A 16,247-nucleotide genomic window follows, 5' to 3' on the forward strand; every position below is an offset into this window, starting at 1 on the left:
GGCGAACGGCCCCGATGGGATCACCATCGGGGCCGTCGCGGAGCGCGAAGGATCAGCGCTTGGAGTACTGAGGAGCCTTGCGGGCCTTCTTGAGACCAGCCTTCTTGCGCTCGACGACGCGTGCGTCGCGAGTGAGGAAGCCAGCCTTCTTCAGCGTCGCGCGGTTGTGCTCCTCGTCGATCTCGTTGAGGGCACGGGCGATGCCGAGGCGCAGCGCGCCGGCCTGGCCGGACGTGCCGCCACCGACGATGCGGGCGATGACGTCGAAGCGACCCTCGACGTCGACCAGCTTCAGCGGGGAGTTCACGAGCTGCTGGTGGACCTTGTTCGGGAAGTAGCCCTCGAGCGTGCGCCCGTTGATCTTCCACTGTCCGGTGCCGGGGACGAGACGCACACGTGCGACCGCCTCCTTGCGACGACCCAGAGCCTGGGCCGGCGCGGTGATGCTCTGGCCACGGCCCGCGGGGGCGGTGGTCTCAGAGGTGTAGGTGCTGGGTGCTTCTTCGTCCAGCGCGTCGATGTCGACGGTGGTCTCCGCCACGGTGATGTCCTCGCGTCCTTGGTATGTCAGCTGAGCAGGCGGGGCCTACTGAGCGACCTGGGTGATCTCGAACGGCTTCGGCTGCTGCGCAGCGTGGGGGTGCTCAGTGCCACGGTAGACCTTGAGCTTGCCCAGCTGGTTGCGACCGAGGGTGGTCTTGGGGAGCATGCCGCGGACGGCCTTCTCCACTGCGCGCTCCGGGTGCTTCTCGAGCAGGTCGGAGTACGCGACAGCACGCAGACCACCCGGGTAGCCGGAGTGGGTGTAGGCCAGCTTCTGCTCGCGCTTGTTGCCGGTCAGGGCGACCTTGTCCGCGTTGATGACGATGACGAAGTCACCGCCGTCGACGTGCGGAGCGAAGGTGGCCTTGTGCTTGCCACGGAGCAGAGTCGCCACGTGGGTAGCGAGGCGGCCCAGGACGACATCGGTCGCGTCGATGACGTACCAGTCACTCTGGACGTCGCCGGGCTTCGGGGTGTACGTACGCACGGTCGTAGCCTTCGTTTCGTATCGTGTCTTGCCAGACGCAGAGTTCTGCGGCCGGCGAGGTCGGCGAGCGCTCCGTCTCAGACCTAGCGAGTGGGCGCACCGGTCACGTATGGAAGCACAACGACTAGTCACACTATCTGCTCCACGGGTCGCCGGTCAAAACCGACTGCGTCACAACAGACCTCGGGAGGAGGTCGTCCACGGCCCCTCGGGGCCGGGCCCCCGGCGTCAGAGCCGAGGAGGACGGTGGTAGAAGCACGGAGCACTGTGATCCAGCCGCAGCAGATACTACCCGAGAGCCGCGCCGGCCACGTCATGGGTGCGCCGTCCGGGTACACGAGCCGGCCCAGACGGGGACAGGCACAGGGTGCACGAGCGGCAGCGCGATCGCACCGACGCCGTGGGTCAGGCCGAGACGGGGTCCCCCACCTGGTGCGACGCCTGCCCGGCCTCCGCCGCCGCGCAGGTCGGGCAGGTCTGGGACCGCGCCTGCTCCGAGCATCCCGCGCACACCACCCGCAGGGTCGTGCACGCCGTGGACGCGCAGTTCTCGTACGAGGCCGTCACCGCCGAGCAGAGCACGCAGGTGCCGAGCGGGACCGTCTCCGGGTCGAAGTCGACGTGCATCCGCTCGTCGAAGACGTACAGGGACCCCTCCCACAGGCTCGACGTCCCGAGCTCCTCGCCGTAGCGGACGATCCCGCCGTCGATCTGGTAGACCTCCTCGAAGCCGCGGGCCGTCATGAGCGCCGAGAGCACCTCGCAGCGCACGCCGCCCGTGCAGTAGGTGACGACGGGCCGACCCTTGAGGTCGTCGTACCGGCCCGAGTCGAGCTCGGCCACGAAGTCGCGGGTGGTCCGCACGTCGGGGACCACAGCACCCCGGAACCTGCCGATCTGGGCCTCGAAGGCGTTGCGTCCGTCGAAGAACACGACCTCGTCCCCGCGCTCGGCGACGAGCGCGTCAACCTCCTTCGGGCTGAGGTGGGTGCCACCGCCCACGACCCCGTCGGCGTCGACCTCGAGCTCGTCCGGGGCGCCGAAGCTCACGAGCTCGGGACGCACCTTGACGCTCAGCCGCGGGAAGTCTGCGCCTGTGCCGTCGGACCACTTGACGTCCATGGAGGCGAAGCCCGGGTACTGGCGGGTCGTCTTCACGTACCGCTTGAGGTCCTCGACGGTGCCGCCGAGGGTCGCGTTGATGCCGTGCTCCGACACGATCACCCGCCCCGTGAGGTTCCAGCGCTCGGCGAGCGCCGACTGCCACAGGCGCAGGGCGAGCGGGTCGGGGACCGGGGTGAAGGCGTAGAAGAGGACGATCTTGTGGACAGCCATGCCCCCAGGATAGGCGGCTCAGCCGTCGGGCTCACCGCTCCCGGCGGACCCGCTCCACGTCCCAGACGGGCTCCTGGGTGGCCCGGACCGTGCCGTCGCCCCCGAAGACGAGGAACCTCTCGAAGCCGCGGGCGAACCAGCGGTCGTGGGTCACGGCGACGACGGTCCCCTCGAACTGGGCGAGCCCGGCCTCGAGAGCCTCGGCCGAGTGCAGGTCCAGGTTGTCTGTCGGCTCGTCGAGCAGCAGCAGGGTCGCTCCGCCGAGCTCGAGCAGCAGGATCTGGAAGCGGGCCTGCTGACCGCCGGACAAGGTCTCGAACTTCTGCTCCGCCTGCCCGGCGAGCTCGTACCTGTCGAGCGCCTTGCTCGCGGGCTCACGGCTCATGCCGTCCCGGCTGCCCTCACCGCGGTGCAGGATGTCGAGGAGCGTGCGCCCGTCCCACTCGGGGTGGACGTGGTTCTGGGCGAACCAGCCTGGGCGCACCCGCGAGCCGAGCGTGACGACGCCCGTGTGCTTGACAGGCTCCTGCGAGGCGGGCATGCCCTCGACCACGGGGGTGTGGTCCGCGGGGTCGGAGCCGCCCGCCGCCAGGAGACGCATGAAGTGCGACTTGCCGGAGCCGTTCGAGCCCAGCACGGCGACCCTGTCGCCGAACCAGATCTCGGTGTCGAAGGGCTTCATCAGGCCCGTGAGCTCGAGCTTCTCGGCCACGACGGCCCGCTTGGCGGTCCGCCCGCCGGTCAGGCGCACGCGGACGTTCTGCTCCCGCGCGACGACCTCGGGCGGTCCGGCCTCCTCGAACTTGCGCAGCCGGGTCTGGGCCGCCTGGTAGCGGCTCGCCAGACCGTCGTTGAAGGCAGCCCGTGTCTTGAGGCCGTTGACCAGGTCTTTGAGCTTCGTGTGCTCTTCGTCCCAGCGGCGGCGCAGCTCTTCGAGACGGCTCATCCGGTCTTCACGCGCAGCCGCGTAGGTGTCGAAGCCCTGGCCGTGCACCCAGACCGACGACCCCGACGCGCCCGGCTCGAGCGAGGCCACCTGGGTCGCCGTGCGCGAGAGCAGCTCACGGTCGTGGCTGATGAACAAGACGGTCTTGCGGCTCGCGGCGAGCTGCTGCTCGAGCCAGCGCTTGGTCGGGACGTCGAGGAAGTTGTCAGGCTCGTCGAGCAGGAGCACATCGTCGGGGCCGCGGAGCAGGGAGGTGAGGACGAGCCGCTTCTGCTCACCTCCGGACAGGGTCCGCATCGCGCGGTGCTGCGCCGAGTCGAAGGGGATCGAGAGGACCTCGTCGGTCACGTGGTCCCAGTCGTTCTCGGCGTCGTAGCCGCCCGCGTCGGCCCAGTCGGCGATCGCCTGGGCGTAGCGCATCTGGGTCGGCTCGTCGTCTGTGGTCATCATCGCGATCTCGGAGTCCGCGAGCTCGACACCCGCTGCTCTGACGGCAGGGTTCGCGAGGTCGACCAGGACGTCGCGGATGGTCCTGTCGTCGTCGATCCGGCCGACGAGCTGGCGCATGACGCCGAGGCCGCCGCTGCGGTTCACCCGGCCGCCGTGAGCCTCGAGGTCGCCCGAGACGATCCGCATGAGCGTGGTCTTACCGGCGCCGTTGGGGCCCACCAGGGCCACCTTCGCGCCGTCGCCGACACGCAGGTCGACCCCCGACAGCAACGGACGCCCGTCGGGGAGGAAAAAGCTGACGTCGTTGATGTCGATGTGTCCCACGGGGCTAGTGTGCCGTCTCGGCAGGGCTGGGAGCGAGCTCATTACCCGTCGGCGCCTGCGGCAACGTCCAGGCTCGCCACCTGCACGAGGGTCGGGGAGCTCGCCCTCGACGTGCGGACCGTGCTGCGCGGTGACACCGTGGAGGGATGAGCGAAGACACACCGGCAACCAGCACCGACGCCGCGCTGAACAGCGAGGGCGACACCGACCAGCTGCCCAAGGAGGACACCCTCACCCAGCGTGGGGTCGACGATCTGCTCGACGAGGGCTACTCCCCGCCCGAGAGGCCGCGGAGCAACCACTTCGGCGAGACGGCTCTCGAGGAGATCCAGGGCGAGACGCTCGACCAGCGACTCGCCGAGGAAGAGCCCGACGTCTTCGACGCGCCGGACTCCGGCGCGATCCAGCCCGACCGCGCAGGTCGTCTCGTCGCCGACCCCGACGCCCTCGACGGGCGGGTCAACGACACCTTCGCCGACGACGCCGGTGTCGCCGGCGGTGCGGCGAGCGCCGAAGAGGCAGCCGTGCACATCGTCGAAGAGCCCTGAGCGCAGGGATCACCGACCACCCGACGAGCGCGGCGACGTCGTCGCGGTCGTCACCACCGCAGGCCCGTCCGGCTCCGGACGGGCCTGCGGTGTCTCCGACGTCGTGCGGGGGGTACCGCGCTGCGCGGCGCCGCCGCCTCGTGCCGGGACCGTGCGGCCTACTGCCAGATGTGCTCTTCGATCCTCCGGGCTCGTGAGCGCTCCGCCTGGGCGGCGACCTCGTCGTCGGAAGGGTAGAAGACCTCTTCGAGGGTGAGCCCGTGCGGCGGGACCACCCCGGCGAGGGGGTCGCGCACTCCCCCGCGCAAGATCTCCCCGGGCCACTCCACGGGGCGCTGGCCGTAGCCCACAGCCATCGAGGCCCCCACGAGCGCGCGGACCATGTTGTGGCAGAACGCGTCCGACTGGACGCTCGCGACGACGAGCCCGTCGTCGGGCCCGCCCACCCGGCGCTCCCACCGGAGCTCCTGCAGGTGCCTGATGGTCGTCGCGCCAGGCCTGGGGCGGCAGAAGGCCGCGAAGTCCCGCACCCCCACGAGCGGCTCGGTGGCCGCGCGCATCGCGTCGACGTCGAGCGGCCGCCGGGACCACAGGGTCCAGTCGGCGCGCAAGGGGTCGCGCAGCTCGGCGCGGTCGACGATCCGATAGCTGTAGCGCCGCCACAGCGCGCTGAACCTCGCGTCGAAGCCTGGCGGCGCGACTGTCACCGCCCGGACCACGACGTCGGCCGGCAGCACACCGCTGATGCGGGAGAGCAGCGCCTGCTCGCTCGTCCTGTCGCCCCGACCCTCGAGCTTGATCCAGGTCTCGTCCGGGACGTCGATGTGCGTGACCTGCCCCCGGGAGTGCACGCCAGCGTCGGTGCGTCCCGCCACCGTCAGACGGACCCGGGTGCGCAGGACCTGGGCGAGACCGTCTTCGAGGGTCCCCTGGACCGTCCGCAGCCCGGGCTGGACGGCCCAGCCGGCAAAGTCTGTCCCCCTGTAGGAGATGTCGAGTCTGATGCGCATCACGTCCCCCATGATGACGCACGGCCAGCTGCCGGGCGTACTCCCGTGGGCCCTGCACCCAGCGGCACCTGGACAGCGGCAGCGGGACAGCGGCAGCGGGACAGCGGCAGCGGCAGCGGGACCAGGGCGACACTGGACGGAGGGACGTCACACCACCTTGCAGGGCCTCAGACCCACCACGGGCACAGCGACGGACGTATCCTGCACCTCATGTCTGCTTCCGGCTCTCCGGCCCCGCTCACGCTCTCCGTCGACTGCGGGGGCGGCGGCATCAAGGCTGCGGTGCTCGACGCCGCAGGGACGGCGCACGCGCCTGCGGTCCGGGTCCCGACGCCGTACCCGCTCTCGCCGGAGCTGCTCGTGGACACCGTCGCCGGCCTCGCCCGTGGCCTGCCGCCCGCCGACAGGGTGAGCCTGGGGATGCCGGGGATGATCCGGCACGGTGTCGTGATCCACACGCCGCACTACATCACCCGCACGGGTCCTCGCTCGAGGATCGACCCCGAGCTGCGCGAGCGGTGGTCCGGCTTCGACGCGAGGGCCGCCCTCGAGAGGCGTCTGGGTGTCCCGGTCCTCGTGCTCAACGACGCGGAGATCCATGGTGCCGGCGTGGTCGCGGGGACAGGCCTCGAGCTCGTCCTGACCCTCGGGACCGGGCTCGGCAGCGCGCACTTCGACGGTGGCCGGGTCGCACCCCACCTCGAGCTCTCCCACGCTCCCGTGCGGCGCGGCACCACCTATGACGCCTACATCGGCGAGATCGAGCGGCACAGGCTCGGGGACGGACTGTGGTCGAGGCGCGTCGCCCGTGTCGTCGACGGTCTGCGGCCGGTGTTCCTGTGGGACCGGCTCTACATCGGCGGAGGCAACTCGCGCCGGATCACCCAGGCAGTGCTCGACAGGCTGGGTGACGAGGTCGTCATCGTGCCGAACTCGGCAGCCCTCGTGGGGGGCGCCAGGGCCTGGGACCTCTTCGGATAGCTGGTGCGACAGGCGCGGGCGGGACGGGGGCTGCAGGCGGGACGGCGTCTGCAGGCGCACGGCGTCAGCTCCTCCGGGAGGACTCCGGCAGGAGCGCGGCGGCAGCATCCTCGGCTCGCTGCGACCGGGAGCCGGCGCCTCCGGGACACTGCTCCCGGCCATCCCTGAGCAGCTCTGGCCGACCTAGGGCCGTGCAGACGGGTCGACAGCCTCGAGGGCCTCGAGCACGACGCGCGTGAAGGCGACGGGTGCGTCGAGGCTGACCAGGTGCCGGGCCCTCGGGACCACCACCGTCCGGACAGGCTGGCCAGAGCGCTCCGCGGCCCTGCGGAACGCTGCCTGCTGGGTGCGGAAGTGGTCGAGGGCGCCGTTGACGAGCCACACCGGGCACCGCGACCTCGGCAGCGAGCCGAGCGGGTCGAGGCCACCGACGGCGTCGAGCGCCTCGGACATCACGCGGAGCGCGAAGCCGCCGGCCGCGATGTCGTCCTGGGCCTGCGGGGACAGCGCGGCACGGACGACGAAGGCGTTCAACCGAGCCCCAGAGTCCGGTGTCCGCTCGATCCAGCGGGAGAGCCGCGCCCACGCGGCCCGCAGCGGCACCCGAGGGTCCGTGCAGCAGCCGGCGGCGACCAGCCCGCGCACGGCGTCGGGGTGCTTGTCCGCGAACTCGACCGACAAGAACCCGCCGAGCGACAGCCCGACGAGGAGCACCTCGCCGCCCAGGTCGTCGACGGCCTCGGCGATCACGGCGTCGCAGGCGTCGAGCGTGAAGGGCTCCCCGAGGCGTGTGCCGTGGCCCGGGAGGTCGACCGCCCGGACGCGACGCCCTGCGGCCTCGAGGGAGGCGACCTGCGCCCGCCACATGGTCGACGAGGTGCGGATGCCGTGGACCAGCACGACAGGGAGCCCGGCCTGCACCCCAGGCGCCGTCGGCACGTCAACCACAGGCCGTCAGCTCGTAGAGAGCGGCGTCCCCTGCTGTGGCGACGGGGACGAACCCTGTCGACACGTCGACCTCAGACAGGGCTGGTCCGAGCGGGCTGCGCTTGGCACCGTCGCGAGGCTTCGTCCGGTCGACGTAGAAGTGGGTGACCCCGAGCTCACGCACCGCCTCGCACACCCTCGGGTCTGTCGTCACGTCGTCGAAGTGGTCGACCAGGTACTGCCGGTCCGGGTCGAGCCCGGAGATGTTCAGCTGCGGGAGCACGACGTGGGTGCGCCCCACAGACCACGCGTAGGGCGCGCCGCTGAACGGGTCCCCCAGCACGACGGCGTCGTCGCCGACGATCTCGGGGAGGTCGCGCATCAGCTCGAGCTCGTCGACGCTGAGCATGGTTCCCCACTGGATGCTCGCCGGGTCGTAGGCCTGGGCGAACCTCACGGCCCGCTGCGGGGCCTGGAAGGCCGCCGACGTCAGGAAGGCGACCACCAGGAGCGCGCCGGTCAGCGCGAACGGAGACCGGAGCCATGGCGAGCCGGGAGCCTTGGCCCGGACCCGTCCGCTCGCACGCGCCCCGTCGACCACGGCCAGCGCGCCGACCGCCGCGAGGACCGCCGCAGGTACCGGGTAGAAGGCCTCGATCCGAGCCGCCTGGGTGTACCAGATCCCGGTGACCAGCCGCAGCGGGTTCTCCGGGCCAGCGGCCAGGGCGGCGAGCGCCACGACAAGACCTGCGGAGACCACGAGCCAGCGGTGCCGCCGCCGGCGCAGGAGCACCACAGCTCCGACGACCACGAGCACCGACACCACGATGTTGCCGGGGACAGGGGTCAAGACCGTGTCGGTGAGGATCCGGGCGACCGACACGGGGATGCTCCGTTGCGGGGCCCGTGCGAAGCCGAAGACCATGTCGAGGACCGACGACCGGCTGAGCACGAGAGCAGCAGCCGTCGCGAAGACCACCACGAGGCCGGCCGGCACGAGGACCGCAGTCCTGTGCCCGCCGCGCCACGCGTCGCGCACGACGACGGCGAGGACCGTCACCACGAAGGGCGCGAGGACCACTGCCAGCCCGACGAAGCCGCTCGGCTGTGCAAGCGCGACACCAGCGGCGCTGCCCAGGGCCAGCGCCGTCAGGACGCACGAGGTCACCCGGGCTGCGGGGGGCGAGGTCCGGACCGCGTGGGACCGCCACGACCTCGTGGCTGTGACCACGGCGGCGGCCGCCCCAGGGATCAGCATGGTCGCGAGCCCGTTGGGCCACTGCGCGAGGGTGGCCAGCTGGACCGTCGGGAACATCGAGAAGGCCGAGACTGCCAGTGCTGCGAGCACGGTGACCGCAGGTCGGTGCGGGAGCACGGCGCGGGCGAAGGCCGCGGCACCCAGGACCCACACGACGCTCATGACGAGGGTCGAGGCGTTCGCCGCAGCCGTGATCGACGACGCGGTCAGCGGACCGCCGAGGCTCACGACGAGCGACACCGCCGCGTGCCAGGCCGTCGGGTAGTAGACGCTCGCGCCCGCGCCGTAGAGCCCGTTGAGCTGGCTCGCGTCCCCGGTCTCCTGGATCAGGGCGAGCCCGTTGAGGTGGTAGACCGCGTCCCACTGCTGGAGCGGGGCGTCCGGCGCCCCCATGCCGATCATGGTCGGGACGACAGTCACGACAGCGGACACCACGACCGCGGCACAGACCCACACCCGCCACGACCACGTCGACGGTGCCCAGCGTCGGACTGCGCCGCGAGACGAACCCTCTGACGGCGTCCCGGACCAGGCAGGCCCAGCACCGAGCCCGTCTGCGCCGGGCAGCAGACCGGTGACGCGCGCCCACCCTGAGCTGGTGGCGCGCCTGGCCAGGACGGCGACCGCAGCGACGACGACCAGGCACCCCAGCGCGAGAAGACCGACCGTCACGGGCGACCAGGCGACCCCGGACCTCGCGAGGACGACGGCGAGCACTGCGTAGAAGGCGACCGACAGCCCGGGGCCGGCACCGAGGGCCAGCCAGGCCGGTACGCCGGCGGCTCGCGCGACGAGCGCTCCTGGCGCGACCAGCACCGCCGCGCACGCCACGAAGGCGGGCACGAGCTCGATCCAGGACACGGACCGCTCCCCTCGTCGTCGTCTCTCGGCCCGTGGACGTGCTCGTGCACGCGCACCGGGGCCGACGTTAGCGCACGAGGCCCGGTCCGTGACAGATCACGGACCGGGCCTCGCGGATGAAGCTCAGGCACTCGCCCCTGGGGACGAGGGTGGCGTCAGGCGTCCTTCTCGGACGACTCCTCTGCCGGTGCCTCAGCGTCAGCGGCCGGAGCCTCGGACGCAGGTGCCTCGTCGGCCTTGGCAGCCTTCGGAGCGGTCTTCTTCGCGGCCTTCTCGGCCTCGCGGACGACAGACTGCTTGGCGCTCACGGGCTCGAGGATGAGCTCGATGACGGCCATGGGGGCGTTGTCGCCCTTACGGTTGCCGACCTTCGTCACGCGGGTGTAGCCACCGTTGCGCTCGGACATGGCCGGGGCGATCTCGGTGATGAGGCGGTGCAGCGTGGTCGCGGCGTCGCCCTCTTCGCCGGGACGGTTGACCGTCTTGGAGTTGATGGTCTTGGCGACCTGGCGGATGTTGTGCAGGTCTCCGCGCTTCGCCTTCGAGATGAGGCGCTCGGCGAAGGGCTGCAGGCGCTTGGCCTTGGTCACCGTGGTGGTGATGCGGCCGTGCTCGAACAGGCTCGTCGCGAGGTTCTTGAGGATGAGGCGCTCGTGGGACGGGCTTCCGCCGAGACGCGCACCCTTGGTGGGGGTAGGCATGGTGTGTGCTCCTAGAAAGGTGGGGGTGTGCCGGCCGCTCGCGCGGACGACTCAGACGTCAGGTGTACTGCTCGTCTTCCGTGTCGTCGCCGTCGTAGTAGTCGGCGGTCGAGGGGTCGAAGTCCAGCGGGGAGTCCTTGAGGGACAGGCCGAGCTCGGCGAGCTTGTCCTTGACCTCGTTGATGGACTTCGCACCGAAGTTACGGATGTCGAGCAGGTCTGCCTCGCTGCGTGCCACGAGCTCACCCACGGCGTGGATGCCCTCGCGCTTGAGGCAGTTGTACGAACGGATCGTCAGCTGGAGGTCCTCGATCGGGAGCGCCAGGTCAGCGGCCAGCGCGGCGTCGGTCGGCGACGGGCCGATCTCGATGCCCTCGGCCTCGACGTTGAGCTCACGGGCCAGGCCGAACAGCTCGACCAGCGTCTTACCAGCCGACGCGAGCGCGTCGCGGGGGCTGATGGCCTGCTTGGTCTCGACGTCGACGATGAGCTTGTCGAAGTCGGTGCGCTGCTCGACACGGGTCGCCTCGACCTTGTACGTGACCTTGAGGACCGGCGAGTAGATCGAGTCGACCGGCACGCGGCCGATCTCGGCGTCGAAGGACTTGTTCTGCTGGGCAGAGACGTAGCCACGTCCACGCTCGACGGTGAGCTCGATCTCGAGCTTTCCCTTGTCGTTGAGGGTCGCGATGTGCAGATCGGGGTTGTGCACCTCGACGCCCGCCGGCGGGACGATGTCCGCAGCGGTGACCACACCGGAGCCCTGCTTGCGCAGGTACATCACGACGGGCTCGTCGTTCTCCGAGGAGACGACGAGGTTCTTGACGTTGAGGATGATCTCGGTGACGTCTTCCTTGACACCGGGCACGGTGGTGAACTCGTGGAGCACACCGTCGATCCGGATCGAGGTGACTGCAGCGCCGGGGATCGACGAGAGCAGCGTGCGACGGAGCGAGTTGCCGAGCGTGTAGCCGAAGCCAGGCTCGAGCGGCTCGATGGAGAAGCGGGAGCGGCTCTCCGAGATGACCTCTTCGGTCAGTGTGGGGCGCTGTGCGATAAGCACGTGGGTGTGTTCCTTTCAGCATGCGTCCGCTATATGACGCATCACGAACCCGGGACGAAGATCTCCTCGCCGGGACCTGCAGCTTGCTGCCGGGGGACGGTGCTCTGCCCACGTGCAGGGCACGTGGGCAGAGCACCGTCTCGGCGGTGACGACCGGTCAGGTCAGACGCGGCGGCGCTTGGGCGGGCGGCAGCCGTTGTGCGCCTGGGGGGTGACGTCCTGGATCGAGCCGACCTCGAGGCCAGCGGCCTGGAGGGAGCGGATCGCGGTCTCGCGCCCGGAGCCGGGGCCCTTGACGAAGACGTCGACCTTCTTCATGCCGTGCTCCTGCGCACGGCGTGCAGCGGCCTCGGCGGCGAGCTGCGCGGCGAACGGGGTCGACTTGCGCGAACCCTTGAAGCCGACCTGGCCGGAGGAGGCCCAGGAGATGACCGCACCGGACGGGTCCGTGATGGACACGATGGTGTTGTTGAAGGTGCTCTTGATGTGCGCCTGGCCGATGGCGACGTTCTTCTTGTCTTTACGGCGAGGCTTGCGTGCGCTCTGGGCGCCGCGAGTCTTGGGAGGCATGTGCTGTTTCTTTCCTTGCTCGAGGTCTTCGGATCGCGGGAGAGGTTGTCGGCGGCCGGTGTAGAACCGCCGGCTCCCGGCGAACTACTGGCTGCTAGCGGGCCTTCTTCTTGCCGGCCACGGTGCGCTTGGGGCCCTTGCGGGTACGCGCGTTGGTCTTCGTGCGCTGTCCGCGCACGGGCAGGCCGCGGCGGTGGCGCAGACCCTCGTAGCAGCCGATCTCGACCTTGCGGCGGATGTCAGCAGCAACCTCACGGCGAAGGTCACCCTCGAGCTTGTAGTTGCCCTCGAGGTAGTCACGGAGCGAGACGAGCTCGGCGTCGCCGAGGTCCTTCACGCGGACGTCGGGGCTGATGCCCGTCGCTGCCAGCGTCTGCTGGGCGCGGGTACGGCCGACGCCGAAGATGTAGGTGAGTGCAACCTCGAGCCGCTTGTCGCGGGGGAGGTCGACACCGATAAGACGTGCCATGTGCCTTCCGGCTCCTGTACTGCATTCGGAGGTCTGCCGCACCATCTCTCGCGGATTTGCGAGCCCCGGCCTCCGAGCCGAGGGTGACGTCTGGTCACGGATCTCTCCGTGCCAGCCGTTGGTGGTGCGCTGGGTCGTGCGTGCCCGGTTGTTCAGCCCGCCGGGCAGGCACTGGTCGATCTGTGAAGCATGTGCCCTAGAGCACCGAGGCCTCTCAGCCCTGGCGCTGCTTGTGACGCAGGTTCTCGCAGATGACCATGACGCGACCGTGCCGGCGGATCACCTTGCACTTGTCGCAGATCTTCTTGACGCTGGGCTTGACCTTCATCGTGGTTCCTCCGCCGCCGTGTGGCGCATGCGCGCAAGACAGCAGTTGATCGAGTGGTGGTTACTTGTAGCGGTAGACGATCCGGCCACGGGACAAGTCGTACGGGCTCAGCTCGACCACTACGCGGTCCTCGGGGAGGATCCGGATGTAGTGCTGTCGCATCTTGCCCGAGATGTGAGCGAGCACCTTGTGACCGTTGGCAAGCTCCACGCGAAACATCGCGTTCGGCAGCGCCTCGACCACGCTGCCCTCGATCTCGATGACACCGTCCTTCTTCGCCATATCCTCCGCTAACTCTCGTGACGAACATCCTGCCCACGGCCGCGTCGGCCACGCCCGGAACGGGTCCGGGAGACGTGGTCTGCAGCTGTTGCCAGCTGTCGAGACCGTGGAGTGGTGGTGGAAGTGCGCGAGCACTACACACCCAACGAAACATCTTACGGCACGGGACCCGAAACAGGAAAACTGTGCCGCACGTCATGCCATGTCGTCGTCGTCCTCGTAGTCGGCGTCGACCGCGGCGTCGTCCTCGGCATCGTCGTCCGGACGCTCGTCGCCTGCACGCGGGGTGGGTGCGGCTGCCCGGCCGCCGACCCTCCTCCTCCGGCCGCCCGACCCGACTGGGCCGCCGCGTCCACCTCGCCGACCGGTGTCCCCTGGGCCTCGCGCTCCCCCGGCGCCGGGCTCCCCGGCGGGGTCGTCGAGCAGCCCGAGGTCGCGCGCCTTCTCGACGGTCTCGACGCTCGAGTGGGTGCCGAGCTTCTGGTAGATGCTCCGCAGGTGCGTCTTGACGGTGTTGGCGGACAAGAACAGCGAGCGGGCGACGCCCGCGAGCGACGGGCTCTCGGCCAGGCTGCGCAGCACCTGCATCTCGCGGCTGCTGAGCCTGGCGCGCGGCGACTCCCCGGGGAACACGCTGTCGCTCTCGGCGAAGCCCGGTGCGTCGAGGACCGCGCGGACCGCGGGCACCTGCGGAGCCAGGTCCTCGAGCACCTCGCGCGGGACCTTGAGGAAGCTGCGCAGCAGCCCGGTCGCCCGGAAGAGGGCGACAGCCTCTTCGAGCGCGACGGCCGCCTCGTGCCTGTGCCCGCGACCGAGCTCGGCCGCAGCCAGCACCAGCAGCAGGTCGAGACGCATCCGCGGGCCGTTGAGGTGCGTGGCCAACCACGCCGTGCACCTGTCGACGGCCTCGTCCAGGTCCCCCGCGACGAGGTCCGTCCGGGCGCAGGCGAGCGCGACGGCCTCGTACCTCCGGTCCATGCCCGCGACAGCTGCTCGAGCCCGCGAGACGTACCCGAGCCCGAGGTACAGCTCGACCGCAGCCCCTGCCAGCAGAGACTCCTGCAGGCTGCGTGATGCGCTGCTGCCCTCGAGAGCCTGCCGCGCCGCCTCGACCTCCGCCAGAGCCTCGTAGTGGGTGCCGTCCCGCAGGGCTATCTGCGACCTCACAGCGATGACGACGACTCCGAGCCCGGACGCACCACCAGGATCGCCGGGCGGCAGCACAGCCGTCCCGCCGGACGGCTCGAGGCGCTCGAGCGCGACGATCGCCCGGACCGTCTGGACGCCCCTCCCCTCCGCCGTGCGGCCCGCCGTGCTGGCCCGGCCGAGCTCCGAGACGACGGCGGGGACCTCGAGCAACCACTCCTCGGCCTGCGCCAGGTAGCCGAGCAGCGCACAGCACAGGGCGGCGCCGACCGCAGCCTCACGCAGCACGAGCGGTCTACCCGCGCTGCGCGCGAGACCGGCCCCCTGCCGGAAGGCCGAGAGGGCGTCCTCGACGTCCCCGGCGAGGAACCGTGTCACCGCCCACTCGTAGAGCAGGGGGGCGAGCTCCCCCTGGGCGGCCGAGTCCGCACCGTCGAGGATCGGCCCGACGCCCACCTGTGCCTGCTCGGCGAGGTGTGTCGCGGCGCCGTAGTCACCGGTGAGGCGCAGCGTGACGATCTGCGCCAGTCCCTCCTCCATCGAGCCGAGCGCCTGGGCCGCCGCGTCGGTCCCGTCGCCCTCGGTGGTCCCAGGCCCGGCTGCCCGCAGCCCGCGCGCGGCGTCGTGCGCCGCGCCACCAGGGTCGCCGCGCCGCGGGCGGAGCACGGGCAGCAGGTGCGCGTGCGCGATCCCGAGGCGAGGGTGGCGGGCCAGCACGGTCGCCGGCACCCGTTCGACCACGTCGGCGACAACCTCCGGGTGCTCCGCGACCAGGGTCGCCCAGTGACTGTCGACGAGCTCGGCACAGGCCTCCCAGGTCCGCGCCTCGAGAAGGTGCTCGACAGCCTCGCCGACCCGCCCCTGGGTCGTCCGCAGCCGGGCCATGCGGCGCTGGGCGACCCTGTACCGGCGCGGTTCCTCGGCCCGGAAGATCTCCGTCGCCGCCAGGGCGACAGCCTCGACGTACCTGAGCCGCACCTGCGTGCCTGCGGTCTCCTGGACGAGCAGACCGACGTCGACGAGACCGCAGACGATCTCGGCACAGTCACGCAGGCCCGTGGTCCAGGTCGCGTCGTCGACCGTGAAGGCCCCGATGAAGGCCGTGCGCTGCACGAACCGCTTGAGCGCAGGGTCGGCGAGCTCGTCCCAGACCGATCTGAGATAGGGGAACCCCGCCGAGAGGTCGAGCCTGTGGCGTGGCGCTGCCGGTGTCGCCGATGCCAGGGTCGGTCGGTCCGTGGCCTCGACGGCAGGTCGGTCGTCCTGCGTCGCGAGGTCTGACCGGGACCGTCCTCCAGGTCGAGCCCGCTGACCAGAGCCGACGAGCACGGCGCGCAGCAGCGCTGCCCATCCCCCGGTCGCCCGGACGAGAGACCGGACCGACTCGCCCGAGAGGTCGTGACCGAGGGCCGCGACCAGGCGGGTGGTGTCGTCGACCCCGAGCAGGAGGTCCTGGGGTCCGAGGACCACCGAGTCGACGGTCGAGGCGAGAAGTGGCTCGGTGGTGCGCGGGCTCCTCGCCAGCACCACCACGTAGAGCAGGTCGAACCGCTGGACGAGCTCGAGGATCTCCCCCGCGACGTGCGGGTCGGGGTTGTCGTCGAAGTCGTCGACGACCACGCAGAGCGGCTCGGTGCGTCCAGTGAGCGCTGCGACCACGTCGCTCCGCCCGGGCACGAGGCCTGGCTCGACGGCGCTCAGCCCGGCGCGCCACAGCTCGGCTGCGAGCCGCGCCCAGAACGGGGCGGGCATCCCGTCCGCCATGACCGACGGCAGCCTGCACGACACCCAGACGAGGTCGTGGCCGGGGGTCCGTGCGCGGGCCCACGAGCTGACGAGCGCCGTCTTGCCGTAGCCCTTGGGCGCGCAGATCACCGTGAGCGGTTCGTGGCGGTCGAGCAACGACGTCAGCGCGGGCTTGCCGACGAGGACCGAGGGCGAGCGAGGGAGCCTGGGCGGGCGTGTGCCGCCCGCAGCCCCCCGGTGCTCGGAATCCCACGACATCTGGTCGCCCTGCT

General features: G+C 70.9%; 16 protein-coding genes. 2 read left to right on the plus strand and 14 right to left on the minus strand.

The window, feature by feature from the left end; translation table 11 throughout:
* Positions 1 to 52 precede the first annotated feature (52 nt).
* The 4 genes from rpsI to SANBI_RS14320 all read right to left on the minus strand — a co-directional run bounded on the left by rpsI (position 53) and on the right by SANBI_RS14320 (position 4,085).
* Positions 53 to 541 (minus strand): 30S ribosomal protein S9, encoded by a 489-nt coding sequence (gene rpsI, locus SANBI_RS14305; protein ID WP_012867906.1) that lies wholly within the window; start codon positions 539 to 541, stop codon positions 53 to 55.
* 45 nt (positions 542 to 586) lie between these two features.
* On the minus strand, positions 587 to 1,030 hold the full coding sequence (rplM, locus tag SANBI_RS14310) for a 50S ribosomal protein L13 (RefSeq protein ID WP_012867907.1): 444 nt from the start codon (positions 1,028 to 1,030) through the stop codon (positions 587 to 589).
* A 405-nt stretch (positions 1,031 to 1,435) separates the two neighbouring features.
* On the minus strand, positions 1,436 to 2,365 hold the full coding sequence (trhO, locus tag SANBI_RS14315) for an oxygen-dependent tRNA uridine(34) hydroxylase TrhO (RefSeq protein WP_319156192.1): 930 nt from the start codon (positions 2,363 to 2,365) through the stop codon (positions 1,436 to 1,438).
* A 31-nt stretch (positions 2,366 to 2,396) separates the two neighbouring features.
* Complete coding sequence (locus SANBI_RS14320) at positions 2,397 to 4,085, minus strand: ABC-F family ATP-binding cassette domain-containing protein (RefSeq protein WP_319156194.1); 1,689 nt, start codon at positions 4,083 to 4,085, stop codon at positions 2,397 to 2,399.
* A 146-nt stretch (positions 4,086 to 4,231) separates the two neighbouring features.
* Here SANBI_RS14320 and SANBI_RS14325 point away from each other — a divergent pair, with 146 nt between their 5' ends.
* Positions 4,232 to 4,633 carry a DUF5709 domain-containing protein gene (locus tag SANBI_RS14325; RefSeq protein ID WP_319156196.1) on the plus strand — a complete coding sequence of 134 codons (402 nt, stop codon included), beginning with the start codon at positions 4,232 to 4,234 and terminating at the stop codon, positions 4,631 to 4,633.
* Positions 4,634 to 4,791: 158 nt separating this feature from the next.
* Here SANBI_RS14325 and truA read toward each other — a convergent pair whose 3' ends face one another.
* Positions 4,792 to 5,655: a tRNA pseudouridine(38-40) synthase TruA gene (gene truA / locus SANBI_RS14330; protein ID WP_319156198.1), complete on the minus strand. Its 864-nt coding sequence runs from the start codon at positions 5,653 to 5,655 to the stop codon at positions 4,792 to 4,794.
* 198 nt (positions 5,656 to 5,853) lie between these two features.
* Between truA and SANBI_RS14335 the strand changes: the two genes are divergently transcribed.
* Positions 5,854 to 6,624 carry an ROK family protein gene (locus SANBI_RS14335; RefSeq protein ID WP_319156200.1) on the plus strand — a complete coding sequence of 257 codons (771 nt, stop codon included), beginning with the start codon at positions 5,854 to 5,856 and terminating at the stop codon, positions 6,622 to 6,624.
* A gap of 183 nt (positions 6,625 to 6,807) precedes the next feature.
* Here the strand turns inward: SANBI_RS14335 and SANBI_RS14340 are convergent, their stop codons facing one another.
* The 9 genes from SANBI_RS14340 to SANBI_RS14380 all read right to left on the minus strand — a co-directional run bounded on the left by SANBI_RS14340 (position 6,808) and on the right by SANBI_RS14380 (position 16,233).
* Entirely contained in the window at positions 6,808 to 7,572 is a 765-nt protein-coding gene (locus SANBI_RS14340) for an alpha/beta fold hydrolase (protein ID WP_319156202.1), read from the minus strand.
* A complete protein-coding gene (locus tag SANBI_RS14345) occupies positions 7,565 to 9,670 on the minus strand; it encodes a DUF6541 family protein (protein WP_319156204.1) in 2,106 nt (701 codons plus the stop codon). The genes SANBI_RS14340 and SANBI_RS14345 overlap by 8 nt, the downstream gene beginning before the upstream one ends.
* A gap of 155 nt (positions 9,671 to 9,825) precedes the next feature.
* On the minus strand, positions 9,826 to 10,371 hold the full coding sequence (gene rplQ / locus SANBI_RS14350; RefSeq protein WP_056128725.1) for a 50S ribosomal protein L17: 546 nt from the start codon (positions 10,369 to 10,371) through the stop codon (positions 9,826 to 9,828).
* A 58-nt stretch (positions 10,372 to 10,429) separates the two neighbouring features.
* Positions 10,430 to 11,434: a DNA-directed RNA polymerase subunit alpha gene (locus tag SANBI_RS14355; RefSeq protein WP_056128722.1), complete on the minus strand. Its 1,005-nt coding sequence runs from the start codon at positions 11,432 to 11,434 to the stop codon at positions 10,430 to 10,432.
* A 162-nt stretch (positions 11,435 to 11,596) separates the two neighbouring features.
* Positions 11,597 to 12,004 (minus strand): 30S ribosomal protein S11, encoded by a 408-nt coding sequence (gene rpsK, locus SANBI_RS14360; protein WP_056128719.1) that lies wholly within the window; start codon positions 12,002 to 12,004, stop codon positions 11,597 to 11,599.
* 94 nt (positions 12,005 to 12,098) lie between these two features.
* Positions 12,099 to 12,473 (minus strand): 30S ribosomal protein S13, encoded by a 375-nt coding sequence (gene rpsM / locus SANBI_RS14365; protein ID WP_056128718.1) that lies wholly within the window; start codon positions 12,471 to 12,473, stop codon positions 12,099 to 12,101.
* A 214-nt stretch (positions 12,474 to 12,687) separates the two neighbouring features.
* Positions 12,688 to 12,801, minus strand: a complete 114-nt coding sequence (gene rpmJ / locus SANBI_RS14370; RefSeq protein ID WP_009740505.1) for a 50S ribosomal protein L36 — start codon at positions 12,799 to 12,801, stop codon at positions 12,688 to 12,690.
* 60 nt (positions 12,802 to 12,861) lie between these two features.
* Complete coding sequence (gene infA, locus SANBI_RS14375; protein WP_012867920.1) at positions 12,862 to 13,083, minus strand: translation initiation factor IF-1; 222 nt, start codon at positions 13,081 to 13,083, stop codon at positions 12,862 to 12,864.
* A gap of 195 nt (positions 13,084 to 13,278) precedes the next feature.
* The gene (locus SANBI_RS14380; protein ID WP_319156238.1) at positions 13,279 to 16,233 is read right to left on the minus strand and encodes a LuxR C-terminal-related transcriptional regulator; all 2,955 of its coding nucleotides are present in this window, start codon (positions 16,231 to 16,233) and stop codon (positions 13,279 to 13,281) included.
* Positions 16,234 to 16,247: the final 14 nt, after the last annotated feature.

The sequence above is a fragment of the Sanguibacter biliveldensis genome (assembly GCF_033798665.1).
In the GTDB taxonomy this organism is placed as follows: Bacteria; Actinomycetota; Actinomycetes; order Actinomycetales; family Cellulomonadaceae; genus Sanguibacter; species Sanguibacter inulinus.

Coding starts and splice junctions, on each gene's coding strand:
- truA (WP_319156198.1), bottom strand. CDS start 5,655: ATGGGGGACGTGATGCGCATCAGACTCGACATCTCCTACAGGGGGACA.
- rpmJ (WP_009740505.1), bottom strand. CDS start 12,801: ATGAAGGTCAAGCCCAGCGTCAAGAAGATCTGCGACAAGTGCAAGGTG.
- rpsK (WP_056128719.1), bottom strand. CDS start 12,004: ATGCCTCCCAAGACTCGCGGCGCCCAGAGCGCACGCAAGCCTCGCCGT.
- SANBI_RS14325 (WP_319156196.1), top strand. CDS start 4,232: ATGAGCGAAGACACACCGGCAACCAGCACCGACGCCGCGCTGAACAGC.
- rplQ (WP_056128725.1), bottom strand. CDS start 10,371: ATGCCTACCCCCACCAAGGGTGCGCGTCTCGGCGGAAGCCCGTCCCAC.
- SANBI_RS14380 (WP_319156238.1), bottom strand. CDS start 16,233: ATGTCGTGGGATTCCGAGCACCGGGGGGCTGCGGGCGGCACACGCCCG.
- trhO (WP_319156192.1), bottom strand. CDS start 2,365: ATGGCTGTCCACAAGATCGTCCTCTTCTACGCCTTCACCCCGGTCCCC.
- rpsM (WP_056128718.1), bottom strand. CDS start 12,473: ATGGCACGTCTTATCGGTGTCGACCTCCCCCGCGACAAGCGGCTCGAG.
- SANBI_RS14335 (WP_319156200.1), top strand. CDS start 5,854: ATGTCTGCTTCCGGCTCTCCGGCCCCGCTCACGCTCTCCGTCGACTGC.
- infA (WP_012867920.1), bottom strand. CDS start 13,083: ATGGCGAAGAAGGACGGTGTCATCGAGATCGAGGGCAGCGTGGTCGAG.